This window comes from Arthrobacter sp. BK1 (assembly GCF_056680055.1).
The window spans coordinates 3742943-3761155 of record NZ_CM155263.1 but is presented as its reverse complement, the minus strand read 5'-3'; the positions used below and the strand labels follow the sequence as shown (position 1 = coordinate 3761155).

Sequence of the window (18213 nt, the reverse complement as noted above, 5' to 3'; positions counted from 1 at the left end):
CGACGCCGGAACTATAGGCTGGCAGGACGCGGACAGTGCCGCGCCGGGGGAAGGAACAGGTTGTCACACCAGGATCCGAATATGCGGCCGCCGCAGGGCGACGGCCGGCCTTCGTGGGGCCAGGCGTCATCTGGCCAGCCCCCATGGGTGCCACCGCAGAACCCTTCCGGCGGACCTCCCACGGTTCCCGGCGGCCCCGCACAGGTTCCCTGGGGCAGTACGCCCGGATGGGGCACACCATCGGGCGCTCAGCCCGCATGGGGCCAGCCCCCGCAGAACCCCGCTGGCGGCCCGCCGCCGTACGGCCGTCCGCGTTATGTTGCGCCGCCCAAACCCGGCATTGTCCCGCTCCGCCCGCTGATGTTCGGCGAAATCCTGGACGGTTCATTCCAGGCCATCCGGGGCAACGCCAAGGCAATGCTGGGGGCTGCACTGCTCCTAAACTCGTTCGCGGCGGTGCTGGCGGCCGTCCTCACGACGTTCACCGCCACCTCGGCTGCATCGATCGAAACCTGGGCGGAGGGGCTGACGGAGCAGGACCTGCTCTCTTTTGTGGTCTCTTTCGCCGGAGGGGTCCTGCTCGTTTCGGTGCTGACCATTTTCCTGTCCGCGGTGCTCCAGGGTGCCATGGTTGTTCCGGTGGCCCGGTCCGTACTGAACCGCTCCACGGGCTTCGGGCAGATGTGGAAACTGGCGCGCTCCCGCGTGTGGCCCCTGGTCCGCCTAGCCGCCCTGCTGCTCGCCGGCGGACTCCTGGCGGTACTGCTCTTTGTGGCCTTGGCGGTGCTGCTCATCAGCACGGTGGGAGCTGCAGGGGCTCTGGTGCTGATCCCCCTTGGCCTGTTATACATCGTTCTTTTCATCTGGATCTACATCAAACTGATGGTTGCTCCGGCCGTGGTTGTTGTTGAGGAACTGGGCGCGCTGGACAGCCTGAGCCGATCCTGGCAGCTCACACGCAACAACTGGTGGCGGCTCCTGGGCATCACACTGGTGGTGAGCATCATGGTGGGCGTCATTTCGCAGGTGGTCATGATTCCCGTATCCCTGCTCTCCAGCTTTTACAGCACTGTGGTTTCGCCGCACGGCGGGCCCGATCAGGCGGTGACCACAGCTATCATCGTCGGCATTGCCACGGCGGTCATCGGCGCCCTCATCGGCGCAGTGGGATTCGCCTTCCAGACCTCCGTCATGGCGCTGCTGTACCTCGACCTCAGGATGCGGTGGGACGGCCTGGACATTGCCCTGCTGAGGCTGCTCGAATCCGGCGCCGACCCCGACGGCGTTCCCGGCCGGGGGGTACCCGTCTTTAGCGGCGGCAAGGGCGGGCCGGGGAGCGGTTTGGGAAATGGCCCGGACAACGGCCCGCAGCCACCGCACGGGGCATGGCCGAATGGCCGCTGAACCCCCGGTGCTGCCTGGCAGCGACGAAGCCCGCCGTTGGGCCGAGGAAGAACTTGCCAGGCCCGAATACCGTGAAGCCGACCCCGGCTGGCTGGCGGACGTGTGGGAGGCCATCATGGATTGGCTCCGCGCCGTGGACGGCGCGGGCGGCGACGGCACCGTCCCGGCCCCGTGGATCGGCGTGATCATTGTTGTCCTGATCGGAGCGGCCGTGATTCTCGTCCGTCCCCGCCTCAACGCGAAGGCCAAGCGCGCCACGGACATGTTCGACGCCGATCCAACAGTCACAGCCACGGCTTACCGCGCGAGGGCGGCCGCCGCAGCAGCCGCAGGCGACTGGAATGCCGCCGTCGTCGACTGTTTCCGGGCGATGGTGCGCACGGCCGAGGAGAGAAACGTCCTGGATCCGCGGGCAGGCCGGACTGCGGACGAGGTGGCCCGGGAACTGGCCACGCCCTTCAGGCCGGAAGCCGGGCGGCTGAACGAAGCTGCACGGACGTTCGACGGAATCCGCTACGGTAACGAGTCCGCGGACCGGACCGCCTACACCGCGATGCTGGACCTCGACGCGGCGCTGCGCTCCCTCAAACCGGAGCGCCAATCCGTCCCTGCCGGCCGTGACGAAGAGGGTACACGATGACGCAGGACCTCCGGGCGGACGCCCGGGCCGGTTCATGGGTCCGGCGGCACCGCGGCTGGGCACTTAGCGGACTGGCGGCGGCCGCAGGACTGGCCGTGATCGTTGCGGGCCAACTGGCTCCGAAGGGCGACACTGTCCCGTTGTCGGTGCACAATGCCGGGCCCGGCGGCGCGAAAGCGGTGAGCCGGATCCTCGGCTCGCACGGAGTGTCGGTGAGGGACGTGGGTTCCTTCGATCAGGCTGTTCAGGCACTCGAAGACAGGCCCGGAGCCACGCTCCTTTTGTACGACGGAAACGGGTTCCTTGACTCCACCCAGCTCGCAGCCCTGACGTCCGCCGCCGAACGTACGGTGTTGGTCACGCCCCGGCTGGGCACCCCCTCGGCGCTCGACGCCGGAATCAGCCAGGCGGGCGTGGTGCCGGAGTCGTCACCGCTGCTGGAACCCGGCTGCGGGCTCCCGGATGCAACGGCCGCCGGGACAGTCTCGGGTGATGCAGGCTTCCTGTACGACGGCGGAACGGTGTGCTACCGCCCACCCGGAAGCGCCGCCGGGCTGCTCGCCTCCGCAGACGGCGGCGCCCTGACCGTGCTGGGGAGTACTTCTGCCATGAGCAACCGTGCGTTGGCCAAGAACGGCAACGCCGCGCTGGTCCTGCGGACACTGGGCAAGTCCCGGGATCTTGTCTGGTACCTGCCCGGGCTCAGCGACGCCGGCGCTACGGAGGCGCCCCGGACCCTGGACGGGCTCGCCCCCGACTGGGTGGGTTTCCTCGGTCCCTGGCTGATCTTCGTTGCCGTGCTTGCCATGGTCTGGCGCGGGCGCCGCCTGGGTCCACTGGTCTTTGAACCCCTGCCCGTGGTGGTCAAGGCAGCGGAGACTGCAGAGGGCCGGGCACGGCTCTACCACGAGTCCCACGCCCTTGACCGGGCCAGGGACAACCTGCGGGCGGGCACCCTGGTGAGGCTGGCGCACGCTTTGCGGCTGGGCGCCGGGGCAACCGCTGACGACGTCGCCGCCGCAACTGCCCGGCACCTGGGCCGGCCGGTCACAGAGATCACGGCCCTGGTCCACGAGCGGCCGGAAACCGAAAAAAGGCTGGTGCAATGGTCACAGGCACTGGAGAAACTAGAGAACGAGGTCAGGACCCGATGAACGAAGAGCACCGCGCCCAGCAAATCCTCGATTCCGGGCAGCAATTCCCGGACACGCGGCAATATACTGCCGGGCGACAGCAAGATCCTGCACGGCAGCAGGATCGCGTGCACGATGATCCTGCGCGGCAGGCGCTCCTGGACGTGCGGCACGAAGTGGCAAAGGCCGTGGTGGGCCAGGACCCAACGGTCACGGGAATGCTCATCGCGTTGCTCTCCGACGGACATGTGCTCCTCGAGGGTGTGCCCGGCGTCGCCAAGACCCTGCTGGTGCGCGCCCTTTCCGCGGCGCTGAGCCTGGACACCAAGCGGGTGCAGTTCACACCAGACCTGATGCCCGGGGACATCACCGGTTCCCTGGTCTATGACTCCCACACCTCGGCTTTCAGCTTCCGCGAGGGTCCGGTCTTCACCAACATCCTGCTCGCCGACGAAATCAACCGCACGCCACCCAAGACCCAGGCCTCCTTGCTGGAGGCCATGGAAGAGCGGCAGGTCTCTGTTGACGGGGTGTCCCGCCCGCTGCCCACTCCTTTCCTGGTAGCGGCAACCCAGAACCCCGTTGAATACGAGGGAACCTATACCCTGCCCGAAGCCCAGCTGGACCGCTTCCTGCTCAAGCTGACCATGCCCCTGCCCGGCCGGACGGACGAGGTGGAAGTGATCAGGCGGCACGCGGCCGGCTTCAACCCGCGCGATCTGGACGCAGCCGGCGTCCGGGCCGTGGCAGGCGCCGAAGACCTTCAACGGGCGCGGCAGGCCGTGGCAACAGTCGCCGTCGAACCGGAAATCATCGGATACATCGTGGATCTGGTCCGCGCCACCCGGCAGGCGCCGTCGTTCCAGCTGGGCGTCTCGCCCCGTGGCGCAACAGCCCTGCTGAACACCTCCAGGGCCTGGGCCTGGCTGTCCGGGCGGGGCTTCGTCACCCCGGACGACGTCAAAGCACTGGCCCTGCCGTGCCTGCGCCACCGTGTTGCCCTGCAGCCGGACGCCCAGATGGACGGTGTGCGGGTGGATGACGTCCTCGGCAGCATCCTGGCCTCTGTCCCCGTCCCCCGCTGACCCGCATCAGCAATGGCACTCTCCGGACGTTTCGTACTGCTCGCCCTGCTGGGGCTGGTGCCTGTCCTGCTTATGCCCGGCTGGGGATCGGTCATGTGCGTGCTCGTTGTCCTCGCCGCACTGCTGGGCCTGGATCTCGGCCTGGCAGCTTCTCCGCGATCCATCGAGGTCCGCCGTGCGGACCCGGGCAACGTGACGCTGCACGCCACAGCCGTTTCCGTCCTCACCGTGTTCAACAACGGCCCCCGCACGCTGCGGGCCACCGTCCGGGATGCCTGGCAACCCTCCGCCGGCGCCCAGGATCCGGTCCAGGAAATCCAGGTCCCCGGCCATGAGAGCCGCCGCCTGAGCGTCCGGCTCCGGCCCGTCCGCCGCGGTGACATGAAAGTCCCCCACGTTACGGTGCGCTCGCACGGTCCCCTGGGACTCGCAGCACGGCAAAGGACGGTTCCGTGCCCCGGCATCCTCAGGGTCCTGCCGCCCTTCCATTCACGCAGGCACCTGCCGTCCAAGCTCAGGAAGCTCCGCGAACTGGACGGCAAAGCCGCGGTGCAGATCCGTGGTGCAGGCACTGAATTCGACTCACTCCGGGACTATGTCCGGGGGGACGACGTCCGCTCAATCGACTGGCGGGCAACTGCCCGCCGCTCCGCCGTCGTCGTCCGCACGTGGCGGCCGGAACGTGACCGGCGGGTGGTGATCATGCTGGATACGTCCCGGACCTCGGCGGCGAGGATCGAGGACGAACCGCGGCTGGACACCGGAATGGAAGCGGCGCTGCTGCTGGCGGTGCTCGCCGAACGCGGCGGTGACAGGGTGGACTTCCTCGCTTTCGACCGCCGCCCCCGCGCCAGGGCTGGCTCGGCCACCTCCGGCAATCTGCTGGGGCAGCTGGTACAGGCGATGGCGCCGCTCGAAGCAGAGCTGATCGAACTTGACTGGTCCAGCATCCCCGGCCAGATCCGGGCGGTCTCCGCCCACCGGTCCCTGGTGGTCCTGCTGACTTCGCTGGATGGCGGAGCACCGGAGGAGGGGCTCATTCCTGTCGCTGCGCAGCTGGCACGGCAGCACGTCGTGGTGGTCGCCGCGGTCCGCGATCCCATGCTGGGGCAGATGCTTGCGGAACGCACGAACGCCACTGACGTCTTCCGGGCAGCCTCCGCCGAACGCGCACTCCTGGAACGGGCGGCCGTGGCCGCAGAACTGCGGCAGCACGGGGTGGAAGTGGTGGATGCCGAACCGCACCAACTGCCGCCGCAGCTTGCCGACATGTACATCCGGCTCAAGGCAGCCGGTAGATTATGAACCAACCGCAGCGCAGCCAGCGGTACCGTCCAGGAGGTCAACAATGAACGTTTCCATCTATAGACAGGCCCTGGGCAAGGACTTCCACCGGCTGCAGCCTGAGCTTCAGGAGTACTTTTCCCTGGTGCCCGGCTCCGGCATGTACGGTGTCGGGGAAGGCGTTTTCGACGTCGTGGGCTGCCGTCAGGCGTGGCTGCGGCCGTTGCTGAAGCTCACGTCCGGGGAGGAAGCCTTTTTCCCGGAGTACGGGGAGAACATCCCCTTCAGGATCGAAAACCATGCGCACCTGGACCCATTCGGACGGTCCAGCCTGACCGCCCGGCGGGAGATCCGCTTCCCCCGGCACCGCAGGATTTTCCAGGACACCACCAGCCTCACGGACACCGCTGACGGCCCGCGGCTGGTGGACTACCTGGGCAGGTTCCGGCGCATGGTGACAAACCTGAAAGTCAGCGTGACGGAGGAGGGCAGGCTGCGCGGAGTCTCGGACGATTCCAGGCTTTTCCTGGGCCCGCTGCGGATGCCGCTGCCCACGACGGTTGACGCCAAGGCCTACGCTGAACAGTGGTGGGACGCAGACGCCGGAGAGAACGGATCGCACCGGATCCAGGTCAAGGTCATCCAGCCGCAGATCGGCCAGGTGCTGGTCTACGCCGGCAGCTTCAACTACCGCCTGCGCCCTTACGTCGGTGGCAGTTCGGCTGCGGGCTTCCTCCCCCGTTACGCCCAGCCGGACCGGTGGGAAAACCGGGTGTAGCCCGGCTAGCCGTGGGCCTGCTGGTTCAGCCCGTCAGCGACTTGCGTGAGCCTGGCCAGTACCGCGTTGGCGGTGGACGGCCTGTGATGCGCAAGCCCGACGGACGGGGTAACGCGCACACTGCCCAGGGACGACGCCGGCAGGCCCAGCTGGCGCCACGGCCGCCACACGGCATCCACGGCCTGTGCCACCCTGGGCAGGGTGCCATTGCTGAGGTCCAGGGCGCCCGCCCAGAGCCGCTTACCCGCCTCAACCGCCGGGGCCACCTGCTCCCACTGCCGTGTTGTCAGGCCTTTCAGCGGAACGGCAACCCCGTCCGCGCCCGCGGCGATAATGCGTTCGATCGGCGCCTCGATTTCCGGAACCGAGATGACGATTTCGGCGGCACCGGCGGCGCGGAGGGCTTCGATCACCAGGCGCCAGGACTCCGTGACCTCCTGGCCACCCACAGCACGCAGGGTCCGGTAACCGCTGGACGTCGGGATGGTGCCGGCAAGCACGGAAGCGATATCCGGCTCGTCGAGCTGGACCACCAGCTGCGCGCCGGGGACCGCGCTTGAGACTTTGGACAGGTGGCTTTGAACACCGGCCGCCAGCGAGGCCGCAATGTCCCGCCGGGCTCCGTAGTCCAGCAGGGCACGTTCGCCGTTGTGCAGGTGCAGTCCCGCGGCGAGGCTGAGCGGACCCATCAGCTGGATCTTGATCTCGGCGGCGGAAGTGTCTTCTGCGCCTGCCACATCGGCCAGGACGTTGATGTCCGTTGAGAGCGCAGACGCGGCGCGGCGGAAGTCCTTGCCGGGACGGTCCACCAGGCGCCAGCCGTAGGGCTGGACATCAACGGCCAGCTCAACCAGGAGGGACGCCGTCCGGCCCAGCGCGTCCGAGCCGACACCGCGGTCCGGAAGCTCGGCCAGGAACGGCAGGTGCGGGGTGCCGAGCTCGCCGCGGATGATTCGGGCGGCTTCCACGGGGTCCTCGCCCGGCCAGGGGCCCAGCCCGGTGGCGGTTACTTCCACTCTGCGGCAGCCTGGTGGTCCTCGGCGATGGCCTCATGGTGGCGGATGACCTCGCCAATGATGAAATTAAGGAACTTTTCCGCGAAGGCCGGATCAAGGTGTGCGTCCTCTGCGAGCCGGCGGAGCCGCGCGATCTGGGCGGTTTCCCGGCCGGGATCCCCGGCCGGGAGCCGGTGCGCAGCTTTGAGGAAACCGACTTTCTGGGTTGCCTTGAACCGTTCGGCCAGCAGGTACACGAGGGTTGCATCGATGTTGTCGATGCTGGAGCGGATGGACAGCAATTCCGCCATCACCGAATCGTTCACTTGGCCGGCCAGGGAACTCGCGGCGGGATCGAAAGCGTCGGTTTCGGGGACATCGTGGTTTTGCTGCGTCATGATCCAAGTCTATGGGCAGCTGGGTTGCGGAGCCTGCTCTGCGTCGCTGAGTGCACTGTGCAACGTCAAGCAGGCCCCGCTCAGGGGCCTACCCGGCCAGCAACGCCCGGTGCGCCTCCCGGCGCCGCGCCTGTTCGTCCGGATCGGGAACCGGAAGTGACGCGATCAGGCGTTTGGTGTACTCGTGCTGCGGCGCCCCCATGATCTGGCTGCCGATCCCCTGCTCCACGAGCTTGCCCTTGTACAGCACCCCGACCCACTGCGACAGGATGTCCACCACGGCGAGGTCGTGGCTGATGAACAGCGCCGCGAATCCGAACTCAGCCTGGATCTCCTTGAAAAGCTCCAGAACCTTGGCCTGCACCGAAACATCAAGTGCCGACGTCGGCTCATCCGCGATCAGGAGCCTCGGGTTCAGGATGAGTGCCCGTGCCAGGGAAGCCCGCTGGCGCTGGCCACCGGACAGCTCGTGCGGGTACCGGTCAGCGTACGACGCCGGCAGCTGGACTGATTCGAGCAGCTCACCGACGCGTTTGCGCGCCTGCGCCGGACTGGGGTTGGTGTGGATGATCATGGGCTCTGCCACGCAGTCGCCGATGGTCAGTTGCGGGTTGAAGGACGCGGCCGGATCCTGGAAGACAAAGCCGATGTCCTTCCGCAGCGGTTTGAACGTCCGCTCCTTCAGGTTAAGCATTTCGTAGCCCAGCACCTTCAGGCTGCCACCCGTTGTCCGGTTCAGGCCGGCGATGGCCCGGCCGATGGTGGTTTTTCCTGAGCCGGATTCACCCACCAGCCCGAAAACCTCACCCTCCGAGACCGTAAAGCTGACCCCGTCCACGGCTTTGAAGGCAGGGGTGCCCAGCCGGCCGGGATACTCAATGGTCAGGTTGGTTGCCTCCACCAGCACCGGCGAGCCCTGGTGGGCCCGTTCCAGCAACCCCTCCGAGGCAGAGTTCCTGCCCAGGTGGGGAACAGCGGCCAGCAGCTTCTTGGTGTAGTCCTGTTTGGGCTCGGCGAACAGCACCCGCGCAGGAGCCTCCTCCACGACGTCTCCCTGGTACATGACCACGACGCGGTCCGCGAGGTCCGCCACCACACCCATGTTGTGGGTGATCAGCACGATCGATGTGCCGTATTTGTCGCGGAGGTCCCTCAACAGGTCAAGGATCTCCGCCTGGACGGTGACATCCAGCGCAGTGGTGGGTTCGTCCGCCACAATCAGCCCCGGGTTCAGGGCCAGGGCGGCGGCAATCACCACACGCTGCTTCTGGCCGCCGGAGAACTGGTGCGGATAGTAATTGACCCTGTGCTCAGGATCCGGGATCCCGACTTTCCGCAGGGCCTCAATGGCACGGGCTTTGGCATCCTTGGCCGAGACGCGCCTTCCTCCGGAGCCGGTTGCGTGGGCACGGATTCCTTCGGCAATCTGCCAGCCTACGGTGAAGACGGGGTTCAGGGCCGTTGACGGTTCCTGGAACACCATGGCCACATCCCGGCCACGGATCTGCCTGAGCTTTGAGGCGCTGACGCTGATCACGTTGTTCCCGTTGATCAGGACGGCTCCCCCGCTGGTGGCGGTCTCCGGGAGCAAACCCAGGATGGTCTTGGCGGTCACCGTTTTGCCGGAACCGGATTCGCCGACGATTGCCAGGACTTCGCCGGAACGGACGTCAAGGCTGACATCCTTCACTGCATAGACGTCTCCGCCGTCCGTGGCGAACGTGACTTTAAGGTGGTTGATTTCCAGGACCGGCTGGCCCGCTGGCCTGGACTGGTCCGAAATGGTACCCGTGTTAATGGTCAAAATCCTCTCACATCCGCACTGATGGCTGCCTGGGCAGCGGCCGATGAATCAGGGCCGCCGGCGGCGCCCGCTGCCTTGCGCCCACGAAGGCGGGGGTCGTTCAGGTCATTGATGCTCTCGCCCACGAGGGTGAGGCCCACCACGGTCAGAACTATGGCCACACCGGGAAAGAGCCCGGTCCACCAGATTCCGGAGGTGGTATCCGCGAGCGCCTTGTTCAGGTCGTATCCCCACTCGGCTGCGGAACTTGGCTCAATGCCGAAGCCCAGGAAACCGAGGGCGGCCAACGTAAGGATGGCCTCGGAGGCGTTCAGGGTGAAGATCAATGGCAGTGTGCGGGTGGCGTTTCTGTAGATGTGGCGGCTCATGATGCGGATGTTTGAGGCGCCCACAACCTTGGCCGATTCGACGAAGGGTTCAGCTTTCAGCCTGACGGTCTCGGCACGGATGACCCGGAAATACTGGGGAATAAAGACCAAGGTGATGGCCGTGCCGGCGGCGAAGATACCGCCGATGAGGCTGGATTGCCCGCCGCTGATGACGATGGCCATCACGATGGCCACCAGCAGCGACGGGAAGGCGTAGACAGCATCGGCAATGACCACCAGGATCCGGTCCAGCCAGCCTCCGATGTAGCCGCTCACCAGCCCCAGGATCACGCCGATGACGATGGACATCAGCACAGCCACCACGATGACGAACAAGGCGGCCTGGGCTCCCCAGATGACGCGGGACAGGACGTCGTACCCGCCCACCGTGGTGCCAAGCAGGTGTTTGCCGCCGGGAGCCTCCTGGGTGGGGAAGTTGCCGTCGGCATCCGCGAGCTGGGAGAAACCGAAGGGGGCCAGCAAGGGGGCGAGGAGCGCTGTCAGGAGGAACAGGCCGGTGAGGACCAGGCCGGCCACCAGCATGCCGCGCTGCAGGCCCACGCTTTTGTTGAAGTGCGAGACCACCGGCAGTCGCCGGTAGAAGGGGGCCCGTGGGTTGGCCAGGGGTTCGTTTGCGGGAAGGACGCTCATGTCAGTACCTCACCCGGGGGTCGATCAGCGCGGCAACAATGTCCACGATGAAGTTGGTCACCGCGACGATGATGGCCAGCAGGACCACAATGCCCTGGACCGCTACGAAGTCGCGGGCGGTCAGGTAGTTGGCCAGCTGGAAGCCCAGGCCTTTCCATTCGAAGGTTTTTTCGGTGAGCACCGCGCCGCCGAGCATCACGGCGATCTGCAGGCCCATGACCGTGATGATGGGAATCAACGCCGGCTTGTAGGCGTGCTTGGTGACCAGGCGGAACTCGCTGACGCCGCGTGACCGGCCGGCCTCCACGTAGTCTTTGCCCAGTGTGCCGATCACGTTGGTGCGGACCAGCCGGAGGAAGATTCCGGCGGTGAGCAGACCAAGCGCGACGGCGGGAAGCACGGCATGCGCCGTCACATCGCCCAGTGCCGCCATGTTTCCGCTGCGCAGCGCATCCAGCCAGTAGATTCCGGTGGGGGCCTCGAGGGAGGTGAGTGCCAGTTCGGAGGACGTTTTGGCGCGTCCCGCGACAGGAAGCCAGCCGAGCCAGACGGAAAACGTCAGCTTCAGCAGCATGCCGGCGAAGAAGACGGGCGTTGCGTAGCAGAGAATCGCAAATACCCGCAGCACCGCGTCAGGTGCATGGTCGCGGCGCTGGGCTGCAACCATGCCAAGCGGGATACCCACGAGAAGGGCAAGGATCAGTGCGTTCACGGAGAGTTCGAGGGTGGCTGCACCGTACGTGGTCAGCATCTCCGAGACAGCGCGGTTGTCCGAGAGGGTCCTGCCGAAGTTGCCGGTGGCCAGCTGCCCCAGGTACTCGAAGTACTGCACCAGGATGGGGCGGTCATAACCGGCGTTATGGATCCGTTCCTGGAGCTGTTCCATGGGCAGCCTGCCACCCATGGCCGTGGTGATGGGATCGCCGGTGATCCGCATCAGGAAGAACACCATGGTGACGAGGATGAAGATGGTCGGGAAGATCAGCAGGAACCGGATCAGGATGTACTGTCCAAGCCCCCCGCCTGAAGATTTCTTGCTGGACGGAAGGATTCCGTCTGCGTCGCTGGGCGGCGCGTCAATCAATGTAGTCATTGGTACCTAAGTTTGTGGTGGCCGGAGCCAGCAGCTTCCCCCCGCGCTGGCCTGAGACCAGCAGCGAGGCGGGACGCCGGTAGACGCCCCGCCTCGCGGCCGTGATCAGAACCGGATGGGCCGGGGACCTACTTGGACATCACACCAAGACGGGTCTTGAAGGATGCATCCAGGGTCTTTTCGACTCCCTTGACGTCAGTGGCCGCAACCATGACCTGGGCTCCCTGAAGCAGCGGGATGGTGGAGAGATCCTTGGCAATTGCTTCCTGGGCCTCTCCGATGAGCTTGCTGCGCTCTGCCTTGTCCGTGGTCACCAGCTGCTTGTTGACGACTTCGGTGACTGCCGGGTTCTCGTAGTGGTTGCCCAGGAAGTTCCCCGGGATGAAGAACGGCGTCAGGTAGTTGTCGGCGTCGGAGTAGTCCGGGAACCACCCGAGCTGGTAAACGGGGTACGCGTCCGCGCGCCGTTCCTTGGTGTAGGTGGTCCATTCAGTGGACTTGAGGTCCACGGTGAACAGGCCCGACTTTTCGAGCTGCTGCTTCACCAGCGCGTATTCGTCTGCTGCGGAGGTGCCGTACCGGTCGGTGTACTGCAGCTTGAGATCCACGGTGGAGGTGACGCCTGCATCCGCGAGCACCTTCTTTGCCTTGTCCAGGCTGGGCTTGCCGCTGCCGTCACCATAGAGGCTCTTCAAAGGCTCGGAGGCCCCTTCGAAGCCTTGCGGGACGTAGGAGTACACGGGGGTATAGGTGTTCTTGAAGACCTGGGATGCGATGACGTCCCGGTCCACCAGGTGGGCAACGGCCTGGCGCACTGCCAGGGCCTTCGCGGGATCAGCCTCGGGGGTCTTGGCACCAAAGGGCATGGTGTCGAAATTGAAGACCATGTAGCGGAGTTCCCCACCCGGGCCCTTGTGGACCTTGACCTTGGAGTCCTTCTCGAGGTCGGCTACGTCGGTGGCAGTCAAAATGCGGCCGGCAACGTCGATGTTGCCCTGCTGTACGTCCAGCTTGAGGTTGTTCGGGTCGGCGTAGTGCTTCAGGTTGGCACCGTCGTTGGATGCTGCCCCCAGCAGGCCCTTGTAGTCAGCGTTCGGTTTGAAGCTGACAAGTTCGTTCTTTTTGTAGCTCTCAATAACATACTGGCCAGCGAACGGCTTGCCCGCGATGATGGCGTCGTCGTCCATGATCTTGTCGGCCGGGAACACCTGCTCGTCCACGATGGGACCGGGGTTCGAGGCGAGGACGCCCGGGAACACCTGGTCGTTGGCGGCTTTGAGGGTGAAGACCACGGTGGTGGGGTCCTTGGCCTCCACCGTGCTCATGTTGGACAGCAAGGAAGCGGGGCCGTTGGGATCGTTGATCGCCGCCACACGCTTGAACGAGAAAACGACGTCCGAGGAGTCCAGGGCGTTGCCGTTGGCGAACTTCAAACCTGACTTCAACTTCACCGTGTATTCGGTGGGGCTGGTGAACGATGCGGATTCTGCGATGTCCGGGCTGGCCTCTGCGGTGCCGGGCTTGTAATTCATGAGGAACGGGTAGATCTGGTTCATCACCATGAAAGACCCGCCGTCATAGGAACCAGCGGGATCGAGCGTGACCACTTTGTCAGTCGTTCCAAAGGTGATGGTGCCGCCACCGGCACTCTCGGTGGAAGTGCCGCCGCCACCGCCGGATGGGCCCGTGCAGGCTGTCAGTGCGAAGGCGGATACGCCTGCGAGCGCGATTGCGCTCCGCAAGGCTTTGGTGCTCTTGGTCATCTGTGAACTTTCTGTTCGATGAGTACGCGCTCGCCGCCCGCTGATGGGGTGTATTCGCTTGAGCGGGCAACGCGCTGTCCTGATGCCTAGATTCAACCAGACAGCAGGCTCGCCAAAGAGCTATTTAGTGAGTTGAGACACAAAATTTACCAGAATGGGGTTGTGCCCGTCCGAGAGTTCGGCGCGCTGCAGCGACCGCGCGGCGTCGATGGTGGCCTGGCCAAGCACTCGGCTTCCCTGGTAGAGGACAATGGTCTGGCCTGGGGCAACACCGCGGAGCGGGTCGGTCAGGGTCACCAGCAGCTGTTCCGAATCAGCGCCGGCCACCATGCGGGCCGTTGCCGGCACGGGATCGCCATGGGCCCGGACCTGGGCGTAGCAGTCAAACTCAGCCCCCGTGGCGATCTCAGCTATGGGCAAACCGGCCCATGAGACCTTGATGCCGCGGATCTCGTCAATGGCAAGCAGGGACTGGGGGCCCACCACCACTTTGTTTTCCTTCGGCCGGATCTCCAGGACGAAGCGGGGCTTGCCGTCTGCCGCGGGGGTACCCAGCTTCAGGCCGCGGCGCTGGCCCACCGTGAAGGCGTTGGCCCCGGGGTGCTCCCCCACTTTGGCCCCTGTTTCATCCACGATGTCGCCGGTGGTCATGTCGATCTTTTCGGCCAGCCAGCCGGCGGTGTCGCCGTCGGGGATGAAGCAGATGTCGTGGCTGTCCGGCTTGTTCGCTACCGAAAGCCCGCGGCGCTCGGCCTCGGCCCGCACCTCGGCCTTGGAAGGCGTATCAGCCAGCGGGAACATGGAATGCTTGAGCTGCTCATGCGTGAGCACACCGAGGACGTAGCTCTGGTCCTTGGCCCAGTCAGCGGCGCGGTGCAGCTCGGGGTTTCCCTCGGCGTCAGTGATGACCTTGGCGTAGTGGCCTGTGCAGACGGCGTCGAAGCCCAGGGCAATTGCCTTCTCCAGCAGCGCTGCGAACTTGATCCGCTCATTGCAGCGCATGCAGGGGTTGGGGGTGCGCCCGGCCGCATATTCGTCTATGAAGTCCTGGACGACGTCTTCCTTGAAGCGCTCGGAGAAATCCCAGACGTAATAAGGAATGCCAAGGACGTCGCAGGCACGCCACGCGTCGCGCGAGTCTTCGATGGTGCAGCAGCCACGGCTGCCCGTCCGCAGTGTCCCCGGCATCCGGGACAGCGCAAGGTGGACGCCGACGACGTCGTGCCCGGCTTCAACGGCACGTGCTGCGGCAACGGCGGAGTCAACTCCACCACTCATGGCTGCTAGAACTCGCATGCTGGCTTTCTTTAGGGTTCGGGGGTTGCTGGCAGTAGGCGGCAATGGCCGTTCGACCGGCAGCCGCAGAAATAACACAATGCCTGCCGATCCAGTCTATCGGCACGCCGATTACTACCCAAAAGACCTTGACTGCACCCACCCCTGACTTCTAAAGTCAAGATTAACGATTTTAGATATTGCGCCACCAGAGACGGGAGCCGAAGGTCATGGCTGTTGAGGACATCGTGATTGTTGGCGGCGGGCTGGCCGGCGCCACCGCTGCGAAGACCCTTCGGGCCGAAGGCTTCGCGGGCCTGGTCACCATAGTCGCCGCCGAAGCCCATGCCCCCTATTTGCGGCCTCCGCTGTCGAAGGAGTATCTGCTGGGCAGAGTTGGGGAGGATGCCGTCCCGGTGGTGCCCGAAGGCTGGTACGCAGAGAACGACGTCGGCCTCCGCCGCGGCGTGAGCGTCACCCGCATCCGGCCCGGCTCCCGGACAGTGCAATTGGGCGACGGAACGTCGCTGGACTACGGGTCCCTTCTCCTCGCCACAGGGGCGATGCCCAGGACTCTGCGCCTGCCGGGCAGCGACCTGGCCGGGGTCACAACGTTCCGCACCCTGGATGACAGCCGACGGCTGCGCAGCGCCCTGGCGCCGGGCGGGAAGAACGTGGTCATGATCGGTTCGGGCTGGATCGGCATGGAACTCGCAGCGGCCGCGGCCACGTATGGCAACAACGTCACGCTCCTGGGCCTGGAGGACATCCCTTTGGCCGGCGCAATCGGCCCCGATCTCGGACAGTTCTTCCGGGGCCTTCACGAACGCAACGGTGTGGGCTTCCGGCTTCCCGCCTCGGCGCGGGAGCTGACCGGGGCGGACGGGGCGGTCACCGGGGTGATCACCGATTCCGGAGAGGTCCTGCCGGCGGACATAGTGGTCATCGCCGTCGGAGTGGTTCCCGGGACAGGGTTGGCCCAGGCGGCCGGGCTGGCCCTGGAGAACGGGATCCTCACGGACGCCTCCCTCCGGACCAGTGTGCCAGGCATTTTTGCGGCCGGCGACGTGGCCAACGCCCTGCATCCGTTCACCGGCCGGCACTACCGCAGCGAGCATTGGTCCAATGCGCTCAATGGCGGCAAGGTGGCGGCGAAGGCAATGCTCGGTTTGGAAGCCACCCACAGCGCCATCCCCTACTTCTATACCGACCAGTTCGACGTCAGCATGGAGTACTCAGGTTTTCCGGCCTTGGCTGCGGGCGCCGAACCAGTGATCAGGGGATCGCTGGAGGCCAAGGAGTTTATTGCCTTCTGGCAGCAGGACTCGCGGGTGGTCGCCGGCATGAGCGTCAACTGGCCGCGGACGCCCCAGCCAGGGGCACAGAAGGTTATCAAAGCCCTCATTTCGGCGGGAGTTCCTGTTCCGGCGGGGCGGCTCGCCGATGCGTCCGCCGGCCTGGATCAGCTCCTGCCCGAAGCGGCCTGACGCGCCACCGTTCCAGCCGTCTGGATAGACGATTCGTGTCCGGCCATCCCCGCCTGCCGCGCCCTGGCATAGGCACCGGGCAGGGCCACAAGCAGGGCATCGACGTCCGCCTCGGTGGAGGCGTGGCCGAGCGTGAAGCGCTGTGCGCCGCGGGCCGTTTCCTCGTCCAGTCCCATGGCCAGCAGGACATGGGATGGGCGGGGGACCCCTGCCGTGCAGGCTGATCCGGTGGAAGACTCAACCCCCGCAAGGTCAAGCAGGAAAAGCAGGGAATCGCCTTCACAGCCAGGGAAGGTGAAGTGGGCGCTTCCGGGCAGTCGCCCTTCCCCCGGCGCCCCGCGCAGCACCGCCTCGGGCACGCGCTCAAGGACGCCGTCGATCAGCTTGTCCCGCAGTGCCGCAATCCGGCCCGACTCTTCGGTCAGCCGTTCCGTCGCGGATTCGGCGGCCGCGGCGAAGGCGGCGATGGACGCCGTGTCCAGGGTCCCGGAGCGTACGTCCCGCTCCTGGCCGCCGCCGTGCTGGACGGGGGTCAGCTTGACGGCCCTGCCCAGCAGCAAGGCACCCACGCCCACGGGGCCGCCAATCTTGTGCGCGGACACCGACATCGCATCAAGCCCTGAGGCCTTGAAATCGACCGGCAACGAGCCGAGCGCCTGCACAGCGTCGGAGTGGACCGGAACCCCCGCCGCGTGCGCCAGCTCGACGATCCGCCGGATGGGTTGGACGGTGCCCACTTCGTTGTTGGCCCACATGACTGTTACCAGCGCAATGGACTCCGGATCACGGGAAAGTTCGGCGGCAAGGACCTCGAGGTCCACCACCCCCATGCCGTCCACGGGAAGCCAGGTGACAGCCGCACCTTCGTGCCGCTCCAGCCATTCCACAGTGTCCAGCACCGCATGGTGCTCGACGGCGGAGCAGAGGATGCGACGCCGGGCCGGGTCCTCGGACACCCGTGACCAGTACAGGCCTTTCACAGCCAGGTTGTCGGACTCAGTGCCGCCGGAAGTAAAGATGACCTCGGAGGGATGGGCTCCTGCCGCCGTCGCTATGGTTTCCCTGGCGTCCTCCACGGAACGCCTGGCCCGGCGGCCTGATCCGTGCAGGGACGACGGATTGCCGGTGCGCGCGAGTTCGCGGGTCAGGGCCGCCAGCGCCTCGGAAGAAATGGGCGTGGTGGCTGCATGGTCGAGGTAAACGGGCACGCATCAATTCTAGCCGCGTTGATGGTCAGGGATTCAGGGGCGGCGTGATCCTGGCGCAGCACTGGCCCGGCACGTTGTTGGGCGCCACCCGGTCCTCCGGCTCTCCGCACGCCGCGGCCGCACCCTGCAAAAACGAACCGTTCATGGCGCAGACCACCCCGGGATGCCCGCCTGCGAGACGGTGGAACGGACAGTTCCGCAGGACGAACCCTCCCGAGCCATCGGGCTCGGGTTGGTAGCCCTCCCCTGCAATGAATTCCGCCAGACTGGTGGAATCTGCGGCCAACTGCAGGCCACTTTGCCGTGAGATGTCGCGCAAAGAATCACCCACAGGGAGGCCGGTGTCCGTGGAGTGTTCAATGGCCGCCGCCAGCAGTTCACCGGCGAGATCGTAGTTCCGGTCCGGTACCGAGGCCCCGACCTCGCCCGTGGCAGGCCGGTACATCTTGGCCGGGCGTCCGGAACCAGGGCCGGTCTTTCCTGAGGCCTTCTGGAATTCCACGGCCAGCAGACCGTCGTCCACAAGCCTGTCAAGATGGAATGAAGCCGTACTTCTGGGTACCCCCAGTGCCAGGGCGGCGGCGTCGCGCCCCATCGCCTGGTCAGAGGCTGCAATCAGCTCAAAAAGCTGCCTGCGCTTGCCGTCCCCCAGCGAGGCGACGGCAGCCATGCGGCGGACCCAGGGAAGCCTGCGCACCAACCCCTCCTTCTAAAAACAAAAAGTATTGCTTAAACCCGCCGAACTTTCTAAAATGACTATACCTACTTTTAGAAGGAGTACGCCATGGAAACCACGGGAACAACCACGTCACGCGGCCGGCCGGTGACCATCGGCCCGGACCGGCAG

Annotated in this window: 16 protein-coding genes; 7 read left to right on the top strand and 9 right to left on the bottom strand. The window is 65.9% G+C overall.

Going from position 1 to position 18213, the window contains the following annotated elements:
• Positions 1-81 precede the first annotated feature (81 nt).
• Genes AC1MCA_RS17220 through AC1MCA_RS17195 form a run of 6 tightly spaced genes read left to right on the top strand, consistent with a single transcriptional unit; the run spans position 82 to position 6324 of the window.
• On the top strand, positions 82-1404 hold the full coding sequence (locus tag AC1MCA_RS17220; RefSeq protein WP_479799517.1) for a DUF7847 domain-containing protein: 1323 nt from the start codon (positions 82-84) through the stop codon (positions 1402-1404).
• The gene (locus AC1MCA_RS17215; RefSeq protein WP_479799515.1) at positions 1394-2044 is read left to right on the top strand and encodes a DUF4129 domain-containing protein; all 651 of its coding nucleotides are present in this window, start codon (positions 1394-1396) and stop codon (positions 2042-2044) included. The genes AC1MCA_RS17220 and AC1MCA_RS17215 overlap by 11 nt, the downstream gene beginning before the upstream one ends.
• Positions 2041-3198, top strand: a complete 1158-nt coding sequence (locus tag AC1MCA_RS17210) for a DUF4350 domain-containing protein (protein ID WP_479799513.1) — start codon at positions 2041-2043, stop codon at positions 3196-3198. Before AC1MCA_RS17215 ends, AC1MCA_RS17210 begins: the two co-directional genes overlap by 4 nt.
• Positions 3195-4262: an AAA family ATPase gene (locus tag AC1MCA_RS17205; protein WP_479799511.1), complete on the top strand. Its 1068-nt coding sequence runs from the start codon at positions 3195-3197 to the stop codon at positions 4260-4262. Before AC1MCA_RS17210 ends, AC1MCA_RS17205 begins: the two co-directional genes overlap by 4 nt.
• A 12-nt stretch (positions 4263-4274) precedes the next feature.
• The gene (locus tag AC1MCA_RS17200; RefSeq protein ID WP_479799509.1) at positions 4275-5567 is read left to right on the top strand and encodes a DUF58 domain-containing protein; all 1293 of its coding nucleotides are present in this window, start codon (positions 4275-4277) and stop codon (positions 5565-5567) included.
• 43 nt (positions 5568-5610) lie between these two features.
• Complete coding sequence (locus AC1MCA_RS17195; protein WP_479799508.1) at positions 5611-6324, top strand: DUF4166 domain-containing protein; 714 nt, start codon at positions 5611-5613, stop codon at positions 6322-6324.
• A gap of 5 nt (positions 6325-6329) precedes the next feature.
• Here the strand turns inward: AC1MCA_RS17195 and AC1MCA_RS17190 are convergent, their stop codons facing one another.
• The 7 genes from AC1MCA_RS17190 to mnmA form a co-directional block, all read right to left on the bottom strand.
• The gene (locus tag AC1MCA_RS17190; protein WP_479799507.1) at positions 6330-7340 is read right to left on the bottom strand and encodes a uroporphyrinogen decarboxylase/cobalamine-independent methonine synthase family protein; all 1011 of its coding nucleotides are present in this window, start codon (positions 7338-7340) and stop codon (positions 6330-6332) included.
• A complete protein-coding gene (locus AC1MCA_RS17185) occupies positions 7331-7717 on the bottom strand; it encodes a chorismate mutase (RefSeq protein ID WP_479799505.1) in 387 nt (128 codons plus the stop codon). Before AC1MCA_RS17185 ends, AC1MCA_RS17190 begins: the two co-directional genes overlap by 10 nt.
• An 88-nt stretch (positions 7718-7805) precedes the next feature.
• The gene (locus AC1MCA_RS17180) at positions 7806-9521 is read right to left on the bottom strand and encodes an ABC transporter ATP-binding protein (RefSeq protein WP_479799504.1); all 1716 of its coding nucleotides are present in this window, start codon (positions 9519-9521) and stop codon (positions 7806-7808) included.
• Positions 9518-10540, bottom strand: a complete 1023-nt coding sequence (locus AC1MCA_RS17175; protein WP_479799503.1) for an ABC transporter permease — start codon at positions 10538-10540, stop codon at positions 9518-9520. Before AC1MCA_RS17175 ends, AC1MCA_RS17180 begins: the two co-directional genes overlap by 4 nt.
• Before the next feature lies 1 nt (position 10541).
• Entirely contained in the window at positions 10542-11633 is a 1092-nt protein-coding gene (locus AC1MCA_RS17170) for an ABC transporter permease (RefSeq protein WP_479799502.1), read from the bottom strand.
• Between the two features lie 128 nt (positions 11634-11761).
• The gene (locus tag AC1MCA_RS17165; RefSeq protein ID WP_479799501.1) at positions 11762-13396 is read right to left on the bottom strand and encodes an ABC transporter substrate-binding protein; all 1635 of its coding nucleotides are present in this window, start codon (positions 13394-13396) and stop codon (positions 11762-11764) included.
• A 120-nt stretch (positions 13397-13516) separates the two neighbouring features.
• Positions 13517-14692, bottom strand: a complete 1176-nt coding sequence (gene mnmA / locus AC1MCA_RS17160; protein WP_479799500.1) for a tRNA 2-thiouridine(34) synthase MnmA — start codon at positions 14690-14692, stop codon at positions 13517-13519.
• A 209-nt stretch (positions 14693-14901) separates the two neighbouring features.
• On the opposite strand from mnmA, the gene AC1MCA_RS17155 reads away from it, so the two are divergent.
• Positions 14902-16158 (top strand): NAD(P)/FAD-dependent oxidoreductase, encoded by a 1257-nt coding sequence (locus AC1MCA_RS17155; protein ID WP_479799499.1) that lies wholly within the window; start codon positions 14902-14904, stop codon positions 16156-16158.
• Here the strand turns inward: AC1MCA_RS17155 and AC1MCA_RS17150 are convergent.
• On the bottom strand, positions 16134-17366 hold the full coding sequence (locus AC1MCA_RS17150; protein ID WP_479799498.1) for a cysteine desulfurase family protein: 1233 nt from the start codon (positions 17364-17366) through the stop codon (positions 16134-16136). The genes AC1MCA_RS17155 and AC1MCA_RS17150 overlap by 25 nt on opposite strands.
• A 25-nt stretch (positions 17367-17391) precedes the next feature.
• On the bottom strand, positions 17392-18063 hold the full coding sequence (locus AC1MCA_RS17145; protein ID WP_479799497.1) for a helix-turn-helix transcriptional regulator: 672 nt from the start codon (positions 18061-18063) through the stop codon (positions 17392-17394).
• Between the last annotated feature and the right edge of the window lie 150 nt (positions 18064-18213).